The organism is Paenibacillus sp. J22R67 (assembly GCF_059692175.1).
This window is the reverse complement of sequence record NZ_JCAUAX010000003.1, coordinates 499065-518038: the sequence shown is the minus strand read 5'-3', so window position 1 is coordinate 518038 and position 18974 is coordinate 499065. Positions and strand designations below refer to the sequence as shown.

16 protein-coding genes are annotated in these 18974 nt (G+C 45.8%); 3 read left to right on the top strand and 13 right to left on the bottom strand.

The features are described from left to right. Positions 1–3 precede the first annotated feature (3 nt). Complete coding sequence (locus AC58VC_RS14265) at positions 4–1767, bottom strand: GGDEF domain-containing protein (RefSeq protein WP_497369413.1); 1764 nt, start codon at positions 1765–1767, stop codon at positions 4–6. Between the two features lie 171 nt (positions 1768–1938). Here AC58VC_RS14265 and AC58VC_RS14260 point away from each other — a divergent pair, with 171 nt between their 5' ends. Beyond that, entirely contained in the window at positions 1939–3525 is a 1587-nt protein-coding gene (locus AC58VC_RS14260; RefSeq protein WP_497369412.1) for a response regulator, read from the top strand. A 313-nt stretch (positions 3526–3838) separates the two neighbouring features. On the opposite strand, the gene phoU is transcribed toward AC58VC_RS14260, so the two are convergent. The 5 genes from phoU to AC58VC_RS14235 all read right to left on the bottom strand — a co-directional run bounded on the left by phoU (position 3839) and on the right by AC58VC_RS14235 (position 8196). Then, on the bottom strand, positions 3839–4498 hold the full coding sequence (gene phoU, locus AC58VC_RS14255; protein WP_477500851.1) for a phosphate signaling complex protein PhoU: 660 nt from the start codon (positions 4496–4498) through the stop codon (positions 3839–3841). Positions 4499–4522: 24 nt separating this feature from the next. Continuing rightward, positions 4523–5296 carry a phosphate ABC transporter ATP-binding protein PstB gene (gene pstB / locus AC58VC_RS14250; RefSeq protein ID WP_497369411.1) on the bottom strand — a complete coding sequence of 258 codons (774 nt, stop codon included), beginning with the start codon at positions 5294–5296 and terminating at the stop codon, positions 4523–4525. A 3-nt stretch (positions 5297–5299) separates the two neighbouring features. Further along, positions 5300–6157: a phosphate ABC transporter permease PstA gene (pstA, locus tag AC58VC_RS14245; RefSeq protein WP_161409095.1), complete on the bottom strand. Its 858-nt coding sequence runs from the start codon at positions 6155–6157 to the stop codon at positions 5300–5302. Further along, a complete protein-coding gene (gene pstC, locus AC58VC_RS14240) occupies positions 6154–7092 on the bottom strand; it encodes a phosphate ABC transporter permease subunit PstC (protein WP_497369410.1) in 939 nt (312 codons plus the stop codon). The genes pstA and pstC overlap by 4 nt, the downstream gene beginning before the upstream one ends. Positions 7093–7272: 180 nt before the next feature. Further along, positions 7273–8196 (bottom strand): phosphate ABC transporter substrate-binding protein, encoded by a 924-nt coding sequence (locus tag AC58VC_RS14235; RefSeq protein WP_497369409.1) that lies wholly within the window; start codon positions 8194–8196, stop codon positions 7273–7275. Positions 8197–8514: 318 nt separating this feature from the next. Between AC58VC_RS14235 and AC58VC_RS14230 the strand changes: the two genes are divergently transcribed. Continuing rightward, a complete protein-coding gene (locus AC58VC_RS14230) occupies positions 8515–10476 on the top strand; it encodes a methyl-accepting chemotaxis protein (RefSeq protein WP_497369408.1) in 1962 nt (653 codons plus the stop codon). A gap of 93 nt (positions 10477–10569) precedes the next feature. Here the strand turns inward: AC58VC_RS14230 and AC58VC_RS14225 are convergent, their stop codons facing one another. From AC58VC_RS14225 to motA, 4 genes are all read right to left on the bottom strand, one after another. Then, positions 10570–11409, bottom strand: coding sequence for an MBL fold metallo-hydrolase (locus AC58VC_RS14225; RefSeq protein ID WP_497369407.1), 840 nt, complete (start codon positions 11407–11409; stop codon positions 10570–10572). 112 nt (positions 11410–11521) lie between these two features. Beyond that, positions 11522–12817 (bottom strand): hemolysin family protein, encoded by a 1296-nt coding sequence (locus AC58VC_RS14220; RefSeq protein WP_497369406.1) that lies wholly within the window; start codon positions 12815–12817, stop codon positions 11522–11524. Between the two features lie 183 nt (positions 12818–13000). Continuing rightward, on the bottom strand, positions 13001–13807 hold the full coding sequence (motB, locus tag AC58VC_RS14215) for a flagellar motor protein MotB (protein ID WP_497369405.1): 807 nt from the start codon (positions 13805–13807) through the stop codon (positions 13001–13003). Beyond that, positions 13804–14598, bottom strand: coding sequence for a flagellar motor stator protein MotA (gene motA / locus AC58VC_RS14210; RefSeq protein WP_497369404.1), 795 nt, complete (start codon positions 14596–14598; stop codon positions 13804–13806). Before motA ends, motB begins: the two co-directional genes overlap by 4 nt. 337 nt (positions 14599–14935) lie before the next feature. Between motA and AC58VC_RS14205 the strand changes: the two genes are divergently transcribed. Further along, positions 14936–15799 (top strand): aldo/keto reductase, encoded by an 864-nt coding sequence (locus AC58VC_RS14205; RefSeq protein ID WP_497369403.1) that lies wholly within the window; start codon positions 14936–14938, stop codon positions 15797–15799. 134 nt (positions 15800–15933) lie between these two features. Here the strand turns inward: AC58VC_RS14205 and AC58VC_RS14200 are convergent, their stop codons facing one another. From AC58VC_RS14200 to AC58VC_RS14190, 3 genes are read right to left on the bottom strand one after another with little or no spacing between them, the layout of a single operon-like run. After that, positions 15934–16680 carry a LutC/YkgG family protein gene (locus AC58VC_RS14200; RefSeq protein ID WP_497369402.1) on the bottom strand — a complete coding sequence of 249 codons (747 nt, stop codon included), beginning with the start codon at positions 16678–16680 and terminating at the stop codon, positions 15934–15936. Next, positions 16673–18190, bottom strand: coding sequence for a LutB/LldF family L-lactate oxidation iron-sulfur protein (locus AC58VC_RS14195; RefSeq protein ID WP_497369401.1), 1518 nt, complete (start codon positions 18188–18190; stop codon positions 16673–16675). Before AC58VC_RS14195 ends, AC58VC_RS14200 begins: the two co-directional genes overlap by 8 nt. Continuing rightward, complete coding sequence (locus AC58VC_RS14190; protein WP_497369400.1) at positions 18177–18920, bottom strand: (Fe-S)-binding protein; 744 nt, start codon at positions 18918–18920, stop codon at positions 18177–18179. Before AC58VC_RS14190 ends, AC58VC_RS14195 begins: the two co-directional genes overlap by 14 nt. Positions 18921–18974 lie beyond the last annotated feature (54 nt).

Here is an 18974-nt window from a genome sequence, read left to right as displayed (position 1 = left end):
TGTTTACCCTATATTATGAAAATAATAAATGCTGCCCGGGTACGCCTTTGCTTTCTTTTTGAGCACAGCCGCGGTTTGAGAAATATGTTCAAGTGAAATGGGAGATTCACAGCTGCAAACGACTAATGACAGCGACAGTGTGACTCCCTCGCTTTTAACCTTATTCCCGCTCCGGTCCCACACATACTCCCATTCCTCATCTTCATAAAACATCTGTACGCCCATTTCGAACCTGCGAATCATTTCCTGACACAGAAGCTCAGGCTCTTCCGTAGAAGAAATCGCGATAAAGTCATCGCCTCCCACATGCCCCACAAAATCAAGCGGGGTCCCGCAAACTGATATCGCCTGCTGCATAATGTCCGCGGTATATTGAATCAATTGATCCCCTTTTTGAAAACCGAACCTGTCATTGAACCATTTGAAATAATCCAGATCCGCATAGACAACATGGAATAACTTATTCTCATGAATCCGCTTATTCAACTCCCGATTAATTTGCAAATTCCCCGGCAAGCCAGTCAGTGGATTCGCCACTCGGGCCGATTCCATGCGGACATTGGTAATGCTCTCTAGAATGGCTCTGATCGAAGCAATACCTGCCATCTTCCCATTGCTTGTAATGATCACAAGGTCATACAACTGATGTATCGACCGCGAAGTCGCCATCTGAGACACTTGCTCGACGGAAATAAACTCGTCCACGATGAGCGGCGAGTCGTCCATGACACTGTCAATCGTCCGGTTCCAAAACAAAGAGAACGCATATTGCCCCGCCAACTGCTGGAACAAGCGATCTCTCATCATTAGGCCGACTGGTTCTTCTTCACTAACGATGACAGCTCCTACAGATTCTTGATTCTTTTTGAAATAATCCGCCACTTCCGATATAGGCACTTTCTTGTCGAACACTTTCACAGGTGTATTCAGATCGCCAATCGCCCAGGTCATATGGCCTCCTTGTACTTTGCGCTGCTGCCAAATCAACATCTTCAAGCTGTCCTGAATCGTCGCAGCATCCGTTTGCGGTCTGCCAAGCAAAAAGCCTTGTGCATAATGCACGCCAAGCCTCGCTAATTTAGTCAATTCATCGACATGTTCAATGCCTTCAGCGATCAAAGAGATGTTCATTTTTTGTGCAAAAGTAACGAATGTTTCCAATATGTACTCTTTTACTTTGTTGATATGGATATCCTGGATGAGAGATCGGTCAATCTTGATAAAATCCGGCTGAAGCTCGGCAATGGCCTGCATAGACGAATACCCCGCGCCAGCATCATCGATCGCAATCCGATAACCTTGTTTCCGGTAATGCGCCAATATTTTTTGGGCTAGGGAGAAATCCTCAATGGAGGTTCTTTCTGTTATTTCAAAAACGACATTGCTTGGACGAAGCCCGTATTTCTGTAAAATTTCTAACGTTTTCCCCGGAACGAACCCAGGATCATACAGCACATGCGAAGAAATATTAATAAAAAGTAATTGCTGCGGATGCTCCAAAATAGACCCCTGTATGGCTTTCTCGCGCGCCAACTGCTCAAGCTTGTACAACTCACCGTGCTGCTCTGCGAATTGAAACATAGTTAGCGGCGAGTGAAAGTTACTATCCTTGGGACCGCGAATTAGTGCTTCATACCCCATAACTAGGCCATCTTGCATAGATACAATAGGCTGATAGACAGAATATATGGAACCTTTTTCAATGATATCGTAAAATTGGAGGAGCTCTTCTGACTGAATACCCATGTCCATCATCCCTTGCGTCATTTAAGTTTACTCTCAGTCTATCAAACCAAATGGCAGGCTTTATTATCAATATGTAAAATGTGTGTAAAGAGTTTAAATAAAAAAGAGGGAATTGCCTTTTTGCCACGAAAAAATAGAAGGACGATTGCTAGGTGCGTACAAGCGCTTGTACAAGCACGGAAAGGATTTGAAATGGAACAACAAGTCAAAATCTTGGCGGTAGATGACCGCTACGAGAACTTGCTGGCTCTGAATAGCATTCTGGCCTCTTCCCACTACGACGTTATTTCTCTGCAATCGGGTGAGGAAGTTCTTCGATATTTATTAAAGGAACCCGCCGATCATATCGCTGTCATTCTAATGGATGTACAAATGCCGGGACTTAGCGGCTTTGAAACGGTTGAGCTGATCAAACAGCGCAAAGCCTGTCAGGATATTCCTATCATCTTCTTAACGGCACTCAGCACATCGATTGAGCACGTATTAAAAGGGTATCACGTAGGCTCAATTGACTATTTATTCAAGCCCGTTCATCCCGAAATGCTGCGTATGAAAGTCGATGCTTTCGTCAATATGCACTTGGGACACCAGAAAATTAAATATCAAAGCGAGCTCCTGCACAAACGGACGCTTGATCTCGAAGAAACGAACCGCAAACTGGCGGAAGCCGAGGAGAAACTGAAACAGCAGAATTCGCTTTTAGAACAATGGGTCGAAGAACGGACTACGGAACTAGTCGATGCCCATGAGAAGCTGCTGAAGTCCCAGGACCATTTCAAGAAGATGTTCATGCTCTCCCCTTCTTTGATGGCTATCCGCCGTCTGCCGGATCTTACTTATATCGAAATAAATGAAAGCTGGAAGCAATATACGGGGTATGGCGACGAAATCATTGGCACCAATATGGATTTATTACGAACGGATTCCGGGGAATCAACTAGCTGCGATGAGGTCATTCATAACTGCAAAGTGAAGTATGAAACCAAATCCAAGGAGACTCGGACGGCACTTCTCTCAACGGAGATCATCGATATTGAAAATGAGAGTTGCTTGCTTCAAGTGGCTGTCGACATTACGGAAAGCTTGCGTTTTGAGACGGAGATGGCTCGCCTAGCTCAGCTGAATCTGGTCGGGGAAATGGCAGCCGGTATTGCCCACGAAATTCGCAACCCGATGACGACGATTCGCGGATTCTTGCAATTATTTCGTGAAAACGATCGCAATATGCAAAAAGAGTATATTCCGATTATGCTAGAGGAGCTCGATCGAGCTAACGAAATTATTACCGAATATTTATCGCTGGCCAAAAATAAACAATCCCATCAACAGCCGGATCAAATTAACCGGATCATCGAAATGCTCCTTCCACTTATACAAGCTGAAGCCGTCATGTCAGGCAAGCACGTTCAGTTCCAATTCGTAGATTGCCCTGTTATTCACCTCGATGATAAAGAAATGCGGCAGCTTATTCTCAATATGTGCATGAATGGGCTTGAGGCCATGACGATTGGCGGAACGCTTACTATCCAAACCTTCGAAGAAAACGGATATGTCGTCTTGTTGATTTCGGACGAAGGGACAGGCATTGATGAGAAGCATCTGGAGAAGCTTGGACGCCCTTTCTTCACTACGAAGGATGAAGGCACAGGTCTTGGTTTAGCCATTTGTTATAGCATCGCTGCTAGGCACAAGGCCTCCATTGAGGTCCAATCCAGTTCGGAGGGGACGACCTTTCTTATTCGTTTCCCTATTCCTGAAGATGCAACCGTTCCTAATTAGGATCGATCATGTTGACTGCATGATGCCCGCACCACTGAGCAGGTTCCGCGGCATTAAGCGAACAGAGTGCATGGCTTGGGTGGACAAGAAAGACCGTAGAACTAAGCTGGTTCCGCTTGGGTTTACGGTCTTTTTGATCTTGCCAGAAAATCTCAAGAAAACTAGCGAGAGTTCCGATAAGGCTCACCTACGGGAACTTGAATCTCTCTAACAGGGAGGAAGTAGAAGGCACTAGTTAGCCAAAATTAAAAAGGCCGCCCAAAAGTAGAAATACTACTTTGGACAACCTATCTTTTTATGAGTCTGAACAGCCTTACACGTTCAAATCTTTACGCTTCCCAGTCACCATATAAATGACGCCTTCACCAATATTCGTAGTGTGATCCGCCACCCGCTCCAGGAAGTGGGCAACCAGCAGCAAATGAGTCAACTGGCGATTACGGTGATAATCGGAATTCATCATACCCATCAGCTCTGTCATCACAGTGCTGTACATTTTATCTACACGATCATCCTTCTCCGCCAACGCCGCAGCACGGTGAACATCGCGTTCGGTGTAGGACAACAGGCTTTCTTGCAGCATCTCGATGGCGATATTCGCCATTTGGGGAATCGTTTCCAGAGGCTTCACCAGTTCTTCGCCTGCGAAGCGAATTGTAATTTTGGCGATGTCTACCGCGTGATCAGCAATACGTTCCAAATCAATGGCAATTTTCAGTGCTGTGCCAATAATGCGCAGATCACTCGCCATAGGCTGCTGCAAAGCAATGAGACGCAGCGACAGTTCATCAATCCTTGTTAAATAATCATCGATCTGATCGTCATTGTTAATCACTTGCTGCGCGGCCTTCTCATCGAGCGTTGCCAAGGAATTAACAGACGTTAGAATCAATTCTTTAACGCTTTCCCCCATCTCGAGTAGTTCTTTTTGCAACAAAGTTAATGATTGATGAAACCCGGGTCTTGCATCCATGTACGTTGCCCCTTCCAGTAGTGGTTAGCCGAATCTTCCTGTGATGTAATCTTCGGTACGTTGATCATTCGGATTAGTAAAGATTTTATCTGTTTTGTCAGTTTCGACTAAGTACCCATTCAAGAAAAAGGATGTCATATCGGAAATCCTAGCTGCTTGCTGCATGTTGTGTGTAACGATAATGATCGTATATTTATCTTTCAGGGTTTGTGTAAGTTCTTCAACCTTCAATGTTGAAATTGGGTCTAAGGCAGAAGTTGGCTCATCCATCAGCAATACATCTGGCTCAACTGCGAGCAAACGAGCGATACATAAACGTTGTTGTTGCCCACCTGACAAACCAAGAGCGGATTTGTTCAAACGGTCCTTGACTTCATCCCATAACGCGGCTTGTACAAGACTGCGTTCCACGATTTCATCGAGCAAAGCTTTTTTCTTGATCCCATGAATGCGCGGGCCATAAGCAATATTGTCATAGATACTCATCGGAAAAGGATTCGGGCGTTGGAACACCATACCCACTCGCTTACGCAATGAAACGACATCAGAATCAGAACCATAAATGTTATGACCGTCTACAGCAACATTTCCTGTAATACGAACACTGTCAATCAAATCATTCATCCGGTTCAAGGTACGAAGGAACGTTGATTTCCCACAACCTGACGGTCCGATCAATGCCGCGATACTTCCTTTTTCAATCGACAAGTCGATATCGTGAAGCGCGTGATTGTCTCCGTAGAATAAATTCAATTTATCTGCTTTGATCTTTGTTTTTGTCATAGTTGAAGTCGCCATGGTTTATTTCCCCCCGGAAAGTCTTTTTTGTAGGATTCGGCTTGGTATGCTGACCAACAGGTTAAAGATAAGTACGACGATCAGGAGCAGAGCGGCACTTCCTTTAGCAATTTCTTTCGCATCTGGAACAAGTGCTTCAGCCCCGACATACCAAAGATGAACAGATAACGTCTCTCCCATGTTCAGCGGGTTGAAATCTGGGAAGAACCGGGAAACCGATAACCCCGCTGTGTAAATAAGAATCGCGGATTCACCTAATGCACGACCTGCAATCAGGGTGATTCCTGTAATCAAGCTAGGCAGTGCTGCTGGAATAAGCACTTTACGAATCGCCTGCCATTTGGTTGAGCCTAGCGCTAAGCTTGCTTCCCAATAGGACTCCGGAACCGTGCGGATCGATTCCTCTGTAACCCTGACCATGACTGGCAAATTCAACAAGGCAACCGTCGCCGCGCCGCCGATAATGGAAAACTTCAGCCCGAGCAAGTTGGCGAAAAGCAAGAATCCGAACAATCCAAAAACGATGGAAGGTACAGAAGACAAAGCCTCAACAGAAATTCGGACAAGATCCGTGAACCAATTTTTTTGTGCGTAAATAGCTAAGTAAATGCCTGAAAACAATCCGATTGGAATGGAGATCAAGAGAGACAAGAACAAGACATAGAAAGAGTTGAACAATTGAGGCCCTACGCCTCCACCTGCTTTAATCTCTTCTGGCTTTCCGAAGATAAAATGCCAAGACAGATGAGGAATGCCATCCCCTAAAATCCGAATGAGAAACCAAGCCAAAATCCCTATGATAACAATGCCTGATGCCCAAAAATATACCGTAGCAATCCGGTCTGTTGATTTACTTGTCATTTCACTTCACTCCTTTTTGCAACAACACGAATGATGACGATTAAGGATAAGGAGATTACAAGTAAAAGCAGCGCCATTAAGTATAAGGCATTGTTCCATGTTGATCCGTAATTCGTATTACCCATGTCCTTGACAATTGCTGTTGTTAACACCGTTGTAGAATCCAGCAACGATTTTGGCATTTGTGGCGAGTTCCCAATTACCATGAATACAGCCATGGTTTCTCCAATTGCACGACCCATCCCAAGAATAATTGCCGTTAAAATACCCGGTCTAGCTGCTGGCAGCAACACGCGCCACATCGTTTGCCAGCGTGTTGCTCCAAGCGCTAGAGATGCTTCCTCCAGACGGCTAGGAAGTGCGCGGATAGCGTCCTCTGAGATGGAGAGAATAGTCGGTAGAATCATAATTGCTAATATAATAGAAGCAGGCAGTATGCCGTAGGCGACATCGCCGGTTAATTTACCTAAGAAAGGAATAATGACTGTCAACCCGATCAAACCGTAGACAACCGAAGGAATCCCTACGAATAAATCAGTCGCAGGACGCATGATTTCACGCATCCATTTCGGAGCAATTTTGGCCATGAACAAAGCACCGGATAAAGCTAGCGGCACGGAAATGACTACGGAAACAAGCGTCATTAGCAGGGTGCTGTATAAAAAAGGAAACGCTCCGAATTTATTTGAGCCTGGTGTCCAGTCGGTCGAGAAGAAAAACTCCAGAGGACTTACTCCCTGAAAAGTCTTGATCCCTTGCATACCTACGAAAACAATGATGGAAAAAATAATCGCCGAAACAAGAGCAGCACTTATGACAAACACCCATCGCATGATGCTGTCTTGTCTATGTTGTCCTCTGGTCCATTTGGAAACAACTGGACGGCTTTTGCTGTCTGAACTCGCATTTGATAGTTTGTCTGCTACGGAATTCACTGGGTTAATCCCCCTTTATTTAATACCACATGCCCTAACATGTCATACTGTTATGATAGGACATGAATGTCATTGCATCGTTAATGAATTGTAAAGGCAATGTAAAAGTTTAATGATTTGTCATCTCGCATAGCAAAAAGAGCGCCCGCATGATGCGTACGCTCTTGATGTGAAATCCGATTATTTTTTAAGCAAATCAGCAGGCAAGAATTTCAAATCACGAACTTGTTTACCTTGGAATTCTTTGCTGGACATATATTCGATGAAAGCTTTAGCTGGGTCTTTAGCTTCACCTTTTGTATACATGTGCTCAACACCAAATAGTTTGTAAGTACCGTTTTTGATGTTTTCTTCGGAGTAAGCAACACCGTCAATTTTCAATGCTTTAACTGTATCATCGATGTAAGGAGTATCTACATAACCGATGGATCCGGATTGACCAACAACTGCTGTTTTCATAGCGCCGCTGTTTTCTTGAGTAATACCGTCTTTAGTGAAATCTTTATTATCAAGAATGATAGTTTTTACAAGTGTACGGGAACCAGAGCTATCTGGACGGTGTACAAGAACGATTTTCGCATCATTACCGCCAACATCTTTCCAGTTCGTGATTTTACCCATGTAGATATCAGCTGCTTGTTGTTTTGTTACGTTCTCAACTTTTACATCTTTGTTAACGATGAATGCGAAAGGAGCGATTGCTACTTGGTGGTCAACAAGACCTTTATCTTTATATTCAGCACCTGGCTCAACATCGGAGTTACCGATATCTGAAGTACCATCAGCTACGTTTTTAATTCCTGTACCTGAACCACCAGCTGTAACGTTAATTGTTACTTTTGGGTTCTTTTCCATAAACTCAGTTGCGGCTTGCTTAACTAGTGGAAGCAATGCGCTTGAACCAGAAGCAGTGATTGTACCAGTAAGTTCTGTTTTAGGTGTATCAGAAGGTTTTGCAGACGCTGTAGCAGCTGTAGTTGCAGCAGGTGTTGCGGAAGCAGCTCCGTTTGTTTCTGTTTTTGCTCCGCATCCAACCAATGACCCCATCATTAATACCGCGGATAGAGATAATGTAATTCCTTTTTTCGACATGAACTTGAACATAGTCAGCATGTCCTCCTTTTATTTTATGTTGCTTCTCTGGTTAGTTTCGATTTCCTTGTTTGTTCCTCGCAACTAACTTACAAATACATCGTAACAATCGAATGTAAAATCCAAACCCATGAAACGTAAACGTAATGTAAAACTTTTTCATAGGACTTTCGATAGAGTTGTATGGTTAATTTTACATCTTATTTACACAGTTCGACGCTTTAGTTAATAGAAGTCTCCTATATTTATAAGTAGAAACAAGAAACGCGTCATATCTTGTCTATTTATGGGGGGATGAATGTGAGCCGGTTATTTTTCTTCAATATGACCATGCGTTCCAAATTAATTGTCAGTTTCAGTGGGGTGCTCTTGATTTTTCTGGCTGTTGCTTATTTCAATCTTCATCAGGTTAGTCAAATCAAACAACATATGAATGATCAGAACGACAAGGTCGAGCTGAAAGTTATGGCTTTGGAATTAAAAGAAATGGTTCAAGACATGAACATAATTGCTTCTGGATTGGAGATTTCGAAGAAACCCGAATACATATTTAAATACAATGCCAAACGCCAACCTTTCAATGATTATATTAAAAAAATAGGTGATACCGCGGCTACGCCCGATCAGCAAAAATGGCGCAGCCAGCTAATACAAGCTTCCGTAGACTACATTAATAACTTTGATTCTGCTGCCAAAATGATTCAAGTCAATAATGGTACAAGCACTAAGGACTTAGAAATCAATCTCATGTACTTGTACAATGAGTCTCAGGATCTGAAAACTGTGATCTTTGATCTAGTCGATAAGTTCTATGTGACCTATGCGGAGTCAGCTGATCAGGCTATCGTCTCCTCCACCAAAGCTTTGGACAGCACTAGTCTGGTCATGATGTATGCTTCCATAGTTGTACTTGTGATTACGGTTTTGATCGCTTTCTTATTGATTCGTTCATTTATCCGTCCTATTCAAAGGCTGCAGAAAGCCGTTTCACTTATCGCGGCAGGAGATTTGACCCATACGATCAATGCAACTTCCAAAGATGAGCTGGGTCAACTCAGCCAAAGCTTCGACCATATGATTCGCCAGGTGCGTCAAATGCTTTATGCTACCAAGCAGATCGCCTCCTCTTTAAGTGATCACTCGCATGAATTTCACCGCTTCTCTCAGCTTACGGCGTCCGCAAATACGGACATCTTGAAAGCGATCAATGAAATTTCACATGGAGCCGATGAACAGGCTATGCAAACGGAGTCTAGCTCGCTCATCATTACAGAGCTGGAAGAAGAAATTCGCGACATTACCGCTTATACCTATGAAATGATAAAAGCGAGCGATGAGGCCGCAGCCGGAACGCTGCAAGGCACAGGTTATGTCCGTGCGCTGAAGGCCTCGTCCGAACAGTCGCAGGAAGTGCTGCACAAAGTCGATGCAGCCATGCAAACCCTAGCCGCCAGCTCGAAGCAGATTGGCGCCATCACACGTTCGATTACGGAGATATCGACGCAAACGAACGTCCTGGCCCTAAATGCCGCGATTGAAGCGGCGAGGGCCGGCGTGCACGGCCGCGGCTTCTCCGTCATCGCGGATGAGGTTCGTCAGCTGTCGCAGCAGAGCAGCGACTCGTCCAAGACAATCAGCGGCATTACACAAGCGCTGCAGAAACAAATCCAAGAGCTGCAAAGCTCGCTCTTGGAAGCAAAGGATTCTGCGGTTACCCAGAATCATCGTGTGGCTGATACGCTCAGCTCCTTCGAGAGTATCGAGCATTCAATGATCGGGATCAAGGAGCAGATTGAGCACATTCATTCGAAAATCGAACAAGCACGTTCCAAGAACGATCAGCTTGTTGGATCCGTGCAGTTCGTGGCGGCGATCGCCCAAGAAACAGCGGCAGGCGTGGAAGAAGTCAACTCGACGTCCATTCAGCAGGATGCCTCCATTCGCCGCATTGCTGAAGAGTCGGATGACATTCTCGCATTGGCTGACCGGTTATTCGCGGAGATTAGCAAGTTTCAAATAACCGAAACCGATGAAGTAAGCATGGATGGTCAGGACAACACAGGTACTGATCTTACTAGCGGCGGCGAAGGTAATCGCGATAATGACAGCAATGGGGTTGGCAGCGCAGATTACGGACATAACAGAGATGAGCAGGTTGGAGCTGATTTTACAGGAATTAAGAAGGACGAAACTGTCGAGGAAATTGCTGATCATGCTCGGGATGTTGAAGCCGATACAAAACCAGCTGTCGCAAATTCGAAGGATAAAAAAGAGCCAGTACTCATCGGGTAACAAAAGAAAAGGCTGCCAAAAATTTAAAAATAGAGGTTCTCCCTCAGTCACTTGATGACTCTGGGAGAACCTCTTTAACACCTTGAAAGAGCGCTAATGCACGAAGCGCCCTTCCTCTGGCAGAGCAACTTCATCAAAGTGCTCAGCCAAATACGCCAATTGATTCGTCAACTCCTCATCGCGCATCGGTGTGCCATGTCCTGTCACAGCCAAGCTTGGACGAAGTTCATTCAACTTCTTGACGGATGCGGCAGCAGTTTCCCAATCCGTTGTAGCATATTTCGGCGGACCACTAATTTCCTGCGTTTGAAGAAGCACTCGGTAGAGCGACTCCTGTTTCACTGTGACAAAAGCATCGCCAGCGATTAATGAGCGGTCTTTTTCCCGATAGAGTGATATATGCCCTGGGGTATGTCCCGGTGTATGTATCCATTGCCAACCAGGCAGCCCAGGAATGGTTCCATCGGCCTGCAACGCTCTTACATGATCCCCAAGATTAATGCCGTGATTCGGAAATAACGGAGAAAGTTCACTAATGAGACCCCCATTCACGGTTGAATCCCCTTCGGGGTAGTTCGCTTTGCCTGTTAGGTATGGGATTTCCTGCTCATGCGCATATACAGGGACATCCCAATGTTCAAGCAGCTCCGCGATTGATCCGACATGATCAAAATGTCCATGAGTCAAAATAATTCCCTGTGGCTTCGTCATAGTGCCAAAACGATCCTCCGCCAATTGAATAATATTATCTGCGGCATGTGGCATCCCGGCGTCGACAAGAAACCATGTCTTCGACTTACTGGTCGGATTACCGATCAAACATATATTAACGAACTGAATACAATAGCAATAAATATCAATGCTCACTTCTTGCCCTTCTCCGCTTGATACCGTCGTTAACGGGATATGTGTATGCTCATAGGTAGAATCCAATTTGTCTTACTCCTTTGCAACTGAATTTCTATTATCATCCCCTTTAGCGTTTCGGATTATCTGAACAATGATAAGAAAGACCAACCCGCGTTATGCTGGTTGGTCTTATCGCTTATATTTTTTGCGGAAGTTTTTTAATAATCTCGATCTTACGAATACGGTTTTGCTCTCTCTCCCGAACAATAAAGGTCAAATCCCCATAGTCCCACGGGTGGCCTTTTTCTAACTCAGGTTGTTTACTATAGAGCCACCCGCCAATGGAATCGACTTCTCCATGCTCTATTTTGGTTTCAAGAAAATGATTGACTTCGTCAACGAGCGCGGTTCCTTTGATCAAGAATCGATTGGTATCCAGTGATTCAATATCCCGTTTCTCATCCTTATCAAATTCGTCACGAATCTCACCGACAATTTCCTCTAGGATGTCCTCAATGGTTATTAAACCGGCACTACCACCGTACTCATCGAGTAGCAGCGCTATATGCACCTGTTCTTTCTGCATCTTCTTTAATAGCTGCTTAATGGGCATGACATCAGGCACAGTCATTACAGGCTGCAGCAGAGATCCAAAATCAAAATTAGGGTTATTATCATAATTCAAGAAAAACTGTTTGGTATTCACGAAACCAATAATATGGTCCTTATTCTCTTTGGCAACAGGAAACCGGGTATATTGCTCACGTTTAATGATCTCCAAATTTTCTTTCAATGATTTGTTAGCGTATAAACAAACCATATCGGTCCGCGGTATCATAATTTCCCGCGCTAACAGCTCATCAAATGTAAAGATTCTATCTGTGTAGCCGTATTCTGTTTTATTAATTTTGCCGCTTTGATAACTTTCATGAAGAATAAGGCGAATCTCTTCCTCTGAGTGGGCTTCTTCATGTTCGCTTGCTGGCTTCATTCCGAGCAATTTGATCATAGCATTCGCAGATCCATTAAGCAGCCAAATGAATGGATACATCACTTTGTGGAAAGTAACAATGATAGGTGCTGTTAGCACTGCGATTTGTTCCGCTTTTTGAATCGCAAGTGACTTTGGCGCAAGCTCACCAAGAACAACATGAAGGTACGTCATCAAGACAAATGCGATACCAAAAGATAAGATGTGTGACAAGCTATCGCTTATGGTTAATATTTCAAATAAAGGATGCAGCAATTTCTCTACAGTAGGCTCACCTAACCAACCAAGGCCAAGCGCTGTAATCGTAATACCCAGCTGGCAGGCAGATAAATAGGCGTCTAGATTTGTTGTTACTTTCTGCACGGCAAGCGCATTCTTGCTACCTTCAAGTACCATCTGTTCGACACGGCTGGGACGGAGCTTAATAATTGCAAATTCAGTAGCCACGAAAAAAGCGGTTAATAATATGAGTAAGGCTATTAAAAATAGGTTCAATACCATTGCAACTCATCCTTTACGAAATGAATTATACTAGTTTACTCCATTTAGTATTACCTCTATTCAGAATGGGTGAAACGCGAATTCAAGGAATTAATCGGACTTCCTGCAAAATTTATAATAAAGTATAAATAAAGAAAAGGCCAAGAACCCTTCATCGGTTCTTGGCCTTTCTCCCGTATAGACTTATTTCGCAATCTCATCCGTTGCCTTAATGTTGCGCAGAATGCTTACTTCAACCCTGCGGTTCTTGGCGCGGCCTTCCGTTGTATCATTCGATGCAATCGGGCGGTATTCCCCGTAGCCAACTGAGGAGTAAGAGGACGGGTCGATTTTACCAGTATTCAGTAAGATTTTCATGAAATTAACGGACCGCTTGGCGCTCAAATCCCAATTTGTTTCAAAATCCGCTCGGTGAATCGGGATATTGTCCGTATGCCCCCCCACCTCAACCTGATAGCCTGGGTAACTCGCCAGCATGCCTGCAATGGAAACAGCCAGCTTCTGAGAATCTTGCTTCATGGTTGCAGAGCCGGAATCGAACAGCGCGCGATCACTGATCGTTATCGTCAGTTTCTCGTTATCAAGCTTCGTCGTTAACTGCTCATTCAACTGATTTTCTTTGATGAAGGCATCCATGCTTTTCTTCAATTCTTCCAGATCTTTTTCTTCCTTCTGCAGCTTGGCAGCCAGTTGACTGTCCGTATTACTCTGTTCCTTCGTAGGCGGGTTCTGATTCTTGTTGTTGTTCTTGGTGGAGCTCGCCGCGTCGTCAATCGGGATTAAATTGGATACCGCGAAAGGCGCTTCTCCTCCCGTAAACGCATTGTTTAAGGACCGCATAATCGAGTTGTATTTCTTCGAATCCAACTGACTGGATGCAAATAGAATGATAAAAAGAGCTAGAAGCAAAGTAAGCAAATCCGCATAGGGAATGAGCCAGGATTCATCAACGTGCTCTTCGTGTTCCTCATGCTTCTTCTTTTTACTCACTGCGCCGCGTCCCCTTTCTCTTCTTCGTCAAACGCTGCGCGATCGCTATTCGCTACGAAGATCATCATTTTTTGCTTCACAGAGTTGGCGGATACTCCTGATTGAATCGACAGCAAGCCTTCGACCACCATGAGTTTTATTTCAACTTCTTTTTTCGACTTCTGCTTGAGTTTGTTCGCGAAAGGATGAAAAATAACATAACCAAGAAAAATCCCGAACATCGTGGCAACGAATGCGGCAGAAATCAAATGCCCTAGTTTCTCTACTTCACTTAAGTTCCCAAGGGCAGCAATCAAACCTACAACGGCGCCAAGAACGCCAAGTGTTGGTGCATATGTACCGGCTTGTGTAAAAATTCCCGCGTATTTCTTATGTCTTGTTTCCATTTCTGCAATATCCTCAAGCAGTACATCGCGCACGAAATCAGGATCATTCCCATCAATAATGAGGCGCATCCCGCTTTTCATAAAAGGATCCGCTAGCTCTTCTGCTTGCTTTTCCAGTGAAAGAAGGCCTTCACGACGTGTAATGGATACCCATTCGATAAAGGTATTAATGAGTTCTTTTTTAGGCATTAATTTTTGTTCGGTAAAAATAATCTTCAATAATTTCGGAATCTTTTTCATGTCCTCTAGTGAAAACGCGATAAACAAGGCTGAAGCCGTTCCTCCGAAAATAATAAGTGCAGCTGCTGGGTTCAATAACGCCACCAAACTTGCCCCTTTTAACACCATGCCCACACCAACCGATATAAGCGCTAAAACAATGCCAATCAATGATGATTTCTCCATATGCCAGACTCCCTCTATCTATAATAATAAAAGCCACGTATAACCCATTCCATAATTCGACAAAAATACTGTCTATGTACATAATGATAGGTTTAATTTCTATAAATTACAATCTTTTTCGGCGCATAAAATAGGACTTTAGTCATGTATTTTTTGTGAATACCAAAGGGGAATCACGAAATCTGGCGTCCCTCTCTTACCTAATTTATACTTAAGGAGATCTAACTCCTGCTAAAATCGATATCAGCAAATCTGAAGGAAGTTGGTATGATCTGGCAGCCTTTTAGGAAACGATAGAAAAGAAGCAGGCAATCTTCATACATAAGGAGAGATGAACGTGGAGAAACGAATGTTCGGCCGGACGGGGCAGCAATTCCCGCTGCTTAGCTTTGGCGCACAACGCATCGTAGACGAGCACAGCTGTACAGAAGATGAGGCTATTGCGATTGTGAACCGTGCGATTGACGAAGGCATCACTTATTTCGATACGGCACCGAGTTATTCCAAAGGTCAATCCGAAGAAAGACTTGGCAAAGCGTTAGCGCTGCATGGCCGCAGAAACGATGTTTGGATTGCGACCAAAACGAACGACCGCACGAGAGACGGTTCTATGAAACTGCTCGAAGCGAGCCTCAAAAGGCTGCAAACGGATCATGTGGAAGAATGGCGCTTGCACAATATTATGACGATGGAAGAACTGGACAACTGTTTTGCCAAAGGCGGTGCTCTGGAAGCGCTGATTGAAGCAAAAGAACAAGGGTTGATCAAACATATCTCGATTAGCGGACACACGAACCCACGTGTTCAGCTCGAAGCCATCGACCGCTACCCGTTCGATAGCGCGCTTGTGGCTCTTTCAGCCGCTGACCACCTCGTGTACAGCTTCGCACATGAGTTTCTGCCGAAAGCAAACGAGAAAGGCATTGCCGTGATCGGCATGAAAGTAATGGCGCTAGGCAAGCTTGCTCCGTGGTACGAGAAGGCGCTCCAGTATACGTTCTCCTTGCCCATTTCCACAGCAATCGTCGGCATGGAATCGATGGAGCAGCTAGAGAGAAATCTAGCCATCGCCAAGGATTTCAAACCCATGACTGAACTCGAGCAATTGTCCTTCCTGAAGGAGATCATGCATCTGGCTAATCCAGAGGTACTGCGCTGGAAATCAACCGACTGGGTGTCGGGGGAATGGTACGTTCGTTAAATAAGCACATGAAAAAGGAGCTAAGCGGCTTGAATGCGCTTAGCTCCTTGGCTTTTGGCGTCAATAGCAGGGTGAGTCCCCGACTTCGAACTTGTACATTATACGGAACATTGTGCAACGTCAGCATCGTCCCGTTATTCAATAATTAACGCATAAACGATACCAGGTCCATGTACACCAATGGTCAAATCGTTCTCAATATCGGCTGACCGGCTCGGACCCGATATAAAATGAATGCCTGCTGGACGCTCTCCTAAGGCGAGATCGTCAAAAGGCCGCAGAACCTCACCAAGCTTCGTCCGAAGGTGCTCCACGGGGATGATCGCGATGAACGTCGTTGGGAGCAGACTTACACTTCTACCTCGCGTAGCGTCAGACGTGACGACTAACGAGCCTGTGTAAGCTACCGCATGCTCGACAGCTACGATACCGATATCTGCGCCAGCAGCCTTAGCGACTAGCTCATCCTTGGCTTCGGCGGTAGCACCTTGCGCGTTCCACACGGTGATGTTGGTTTCCGTGCCGGCCGAAAGACTTGCGCGCAGCATTTCCAGCTCCGGCTGATCCTGGATAATCAGATTCTTCGCCTGCGTTTTAGCGATAAAATCAATAATGAAGGCTTCCGCTTCTGCCATGCCTGACAATCGGTACGTGTGTCCACCTGCTTTTTGCCAGTTCGCCATGAAAAGCTGAATACGCTCCTCCAGCGGAAGGTTCACGTCTTCCCAAAAAGCCGGAGCTCCCTTCATCGGATGTGCTGGAGCGTTCTGCAGCGGTTTCGCTCGACCCAGACGCGTCGAAATATTAGCAAAGAAGGATTCCTGCTTTTTGAGGGCTTCTTCATGCAATTGCTGCAGGAATGCCGGATCTGATTTAGTCATGATGATGTCCTCCTCCGCCGTTTGTGCGATCAGCCACAAGCTTCTCCATACGCGCTTTCATGACAGCATCCAGCTCAGGGAACGTGCCTTCCAGCTCCTGTTCGATGTCTTTCCACGACTCACGGAACGTCTTCTTCGCCATACTTGGCGCATAACGATACGAGTTCCAGCCTTTGAGAGGACCAATCCGCGCTTTAATATGGCCGTCACGGACGAGCAGCTTTTGCCCAATGCGACCGAGCTTAATGAGTGCCTTCACGCGCTTGGCATCGGACATGAGGAAGTTAAAGCCTTTCATTCCCATTTTCTCTACAAAATCCGTCGAGCCTCGCTCAACTTTACGCTGACGCAGATAGACGAGCATATCGTGCAGTGGAATTTTGACTGGACATGCCTCATAGCAGGCCCCGCAGAGGCTTGAGGCATTGGCGATGTCGTCCCACTGGTCGACATTTTTGTTCAGTGCCGGCGTAAGCACGGCGCCGATAGGGCCGCTGTACACGCCGCCGTAGGCATGACCGCCGATGTGGCGGTACACAGGGCAAGCGTTCAAGCAAGCACCGCAGCGAATACAGTTCAGCAATTCCTGGAACTGCGGATCGCCGAGCTGCAGGGAGCGCCCATTATCGAGGATGATGATATGCATCTCCTCAGGGCCATCGCCATCCTGCTGACGCTGCGGCCCAGAAATAACGGACATGTACACTGTCAGTTTCTGTCCAGTAGCCGAACGAGGCAGCAGCGTAGCCATGACTTCGAGATCGTCCAGCGTAGGAATGATGCGTTCCATCCCCATGTAAGTGATCTGTGTCTTAGGAATCGTGCTCACCATCCGTGCATTGCCTTCATTTTCAAAAAGCACCATCGACCCTGTTTCGGCAATGGCAAAATTACAGCCCGTCATCCCAATGTCGGCTTCAAGAAATTTCTCACGCAGCTTTCTTCGTACGTATCCGGCCAAAATCCCCGTATCGGGTTCCAGCTTCTCCCCTGCGTCTTCGGACAGCAGATCAGCGATCTGGTAGCGGTTTTTGTGAATGGCCGGGATAATGATATGCGAAGGTGTTTCGCCAGCTAGCTGAATAATATATTCCCCAAGGTCTGTCTCAATAGCTTCTACGCCGATTTGCTCAAGCGCACGGTTGATGTGCAGCTCCTCAGAAACCATCGATTTGGACTTCACAGCGCTTTTCGCCTTCTTGTGCTCGGCAATCTGCATCGTGAGCCTAACCGCATCAGCCGCATCGGCAGCGAAATGAACGTGCACCCCTTGCGCCCTTGCATTTTCAACAAATTTGCCAAGATAGTAGTCGAGGTGAGCAATCGTATGCAACCTTATTTCTCGTCCGCGATCACGCCACTCTTCCCAATTGCCATGTTCGGCCGTCGCAGCCAGCTTCCCATTCTTCAATCGTTCGGTCGTGAATTTCACCGCATTGCGCAAAAAGTCATTGTTCAGCGCAATCTTGGATCTATCCTTCACCGTCCCGCTAGGTTTATGCTCGCTCATGGGCAAGTTTCACTCCCTCAGCCAATAATTCCGCCAGATGCATCACCTTGACAGGCTTTCCTCGAAACGATAAATTACCAGCAATATTCATTAAACAGCCCATGTCTAGCCCAACAAGCACTTCGGCTTCTGTCTCAAGGACGTGGTCCGATTTCTCTGATACCATTGCACCAGAGATATCGCACATTTTCACCGCAAAAGTACCCCCAAAGCCGCAGCAATCCTCGGCATGAGGAAGCGGCAGCAGTTCCATGCCGCGAACATGTTGCATCAGCTGCATCGGTTCAGCCTTAACTCCCAGCAGCCGGCTGCCGTGGCAGGAAGGATGATAGGTCACTTTGTGCGGGAATACAGCTCCCACATCCGTAACCCCTAACACTTGCACGAGGAACTGTGTGAATTCATAGGTTTTCTCAACAAGCCGATTAGCGCGTGCTAGATTCACAGGATCATTTTCAAAAAGCTTCGGATAATAATGGTGAATCATACTCGTGCAAGAACCCGAAGGCGAGATGACAAAATCGCTGTCTTCAAAAGCCGAGAGCAGGGTCAATGCCGAGCCTCGCGCCTCATCCCAGTAACCGCTGTTGAAGGCGGGCTGGCCGCAGCAGGTTTGCATCGCCGGGAAGTCTAGCTTGACTCCGTATTTGGCAAGTAAATGAACGATAGACTCGCCGACCTTGGGATAGACAAGATCGCTGAGGCACGTAATGAACATCGATACTTTCATGTTGCAGCTGACTCCCTTCCTGCATCGTTCCCCCCACAGAGGCAGGTGGCTATA

Excerpts from the sequence above, each read along its gene's own strand:
- pstA (WP_161409095.1), bottom strand. The coding sequence starts at position 6,157 with ATGACAAGTAAATCAACAGACCGGATTGCTACGGTATATTTTTGGGCA.
- AC58VC_RS14265 (WP_497369413.1), bottom strand. The coding sequence starts at position 1,767 with ATGACGCAAGGGATGATGGACATGGGTATTCAGTCAGAAGAGCTCCTC.
- phoU (WP_477500851.1), bottom strand. The coding sequence starts at position 4,498 with ATGGATGCAAGACCCGGGTTTCATCAATCATTAACTTTGTTGCAAAAA.
- motA (WP_497369404.1), bottom strand. The coding sequence starts at position 14,598 with ATGGAGAAATCATCATTGATTGGCATTGTTTTAGCGCTTATATCGGTT.
- AC58VC_RS14190 (WP_497369400.1), bottom strand. The coding sequence starts at position 18,920 with ATGAAAGTATCGATGTTCATTACGTGCCTCAGCGATCTTGTCTATCCC.
- AC58VC_RS14230 (WP_497369408.1), top strand. The coding sequence starts at position 8,515 with ATGCGTTCCAAATTAATTGTCAGTTTCAGTGGGGTGCTCTTGATTTTT.
- pstB (WP_497369411.1), bottom strand. The coding sequence starts at position 5,296 with ATGGCGACTTCAACTATGACAAAAACAAAGATCAAAGCAGATAAATTG.
- AC58VC_RS14260 (WP_497369412.1), top strand. The coding sequence starts at position 1,939 with ATGGAACAACAAGTCAAAATCTTGGCGGTAGATGACCGCTACGAGAAC.
- AC58VC_RS14235 (WP_497369409.1), bottom strand. The coding sequence starts at position 8,196 with ATGTTCAAGTTCATGTCGAAAAAAGGAATTACATTATCTCTATCCGCG.
- AC58VC_RS14195 (WP_497369401.1), bottom strand. The coding sequence starts at position 18,190 with ATGAGCGAGCATAAACCTAGCGGGACGGTGAAGGATAGATCCAAGATT.
- AC58VC_RS14220 (WP_497369406.1), bottom strand. The coding sequence starts at position 12,817 with ATGGTATTGAACCTATTTTTAATAGCCTTACTCATATTATTAACCGCT.
- AC58VC_RS14200 (WP_497369402.1), bottom strand. The coding sequence starts at position 16,680 with ATGACTAAATCAGATCCGGCATTCCTGCAGCAATTGCATGAAGAAGCC.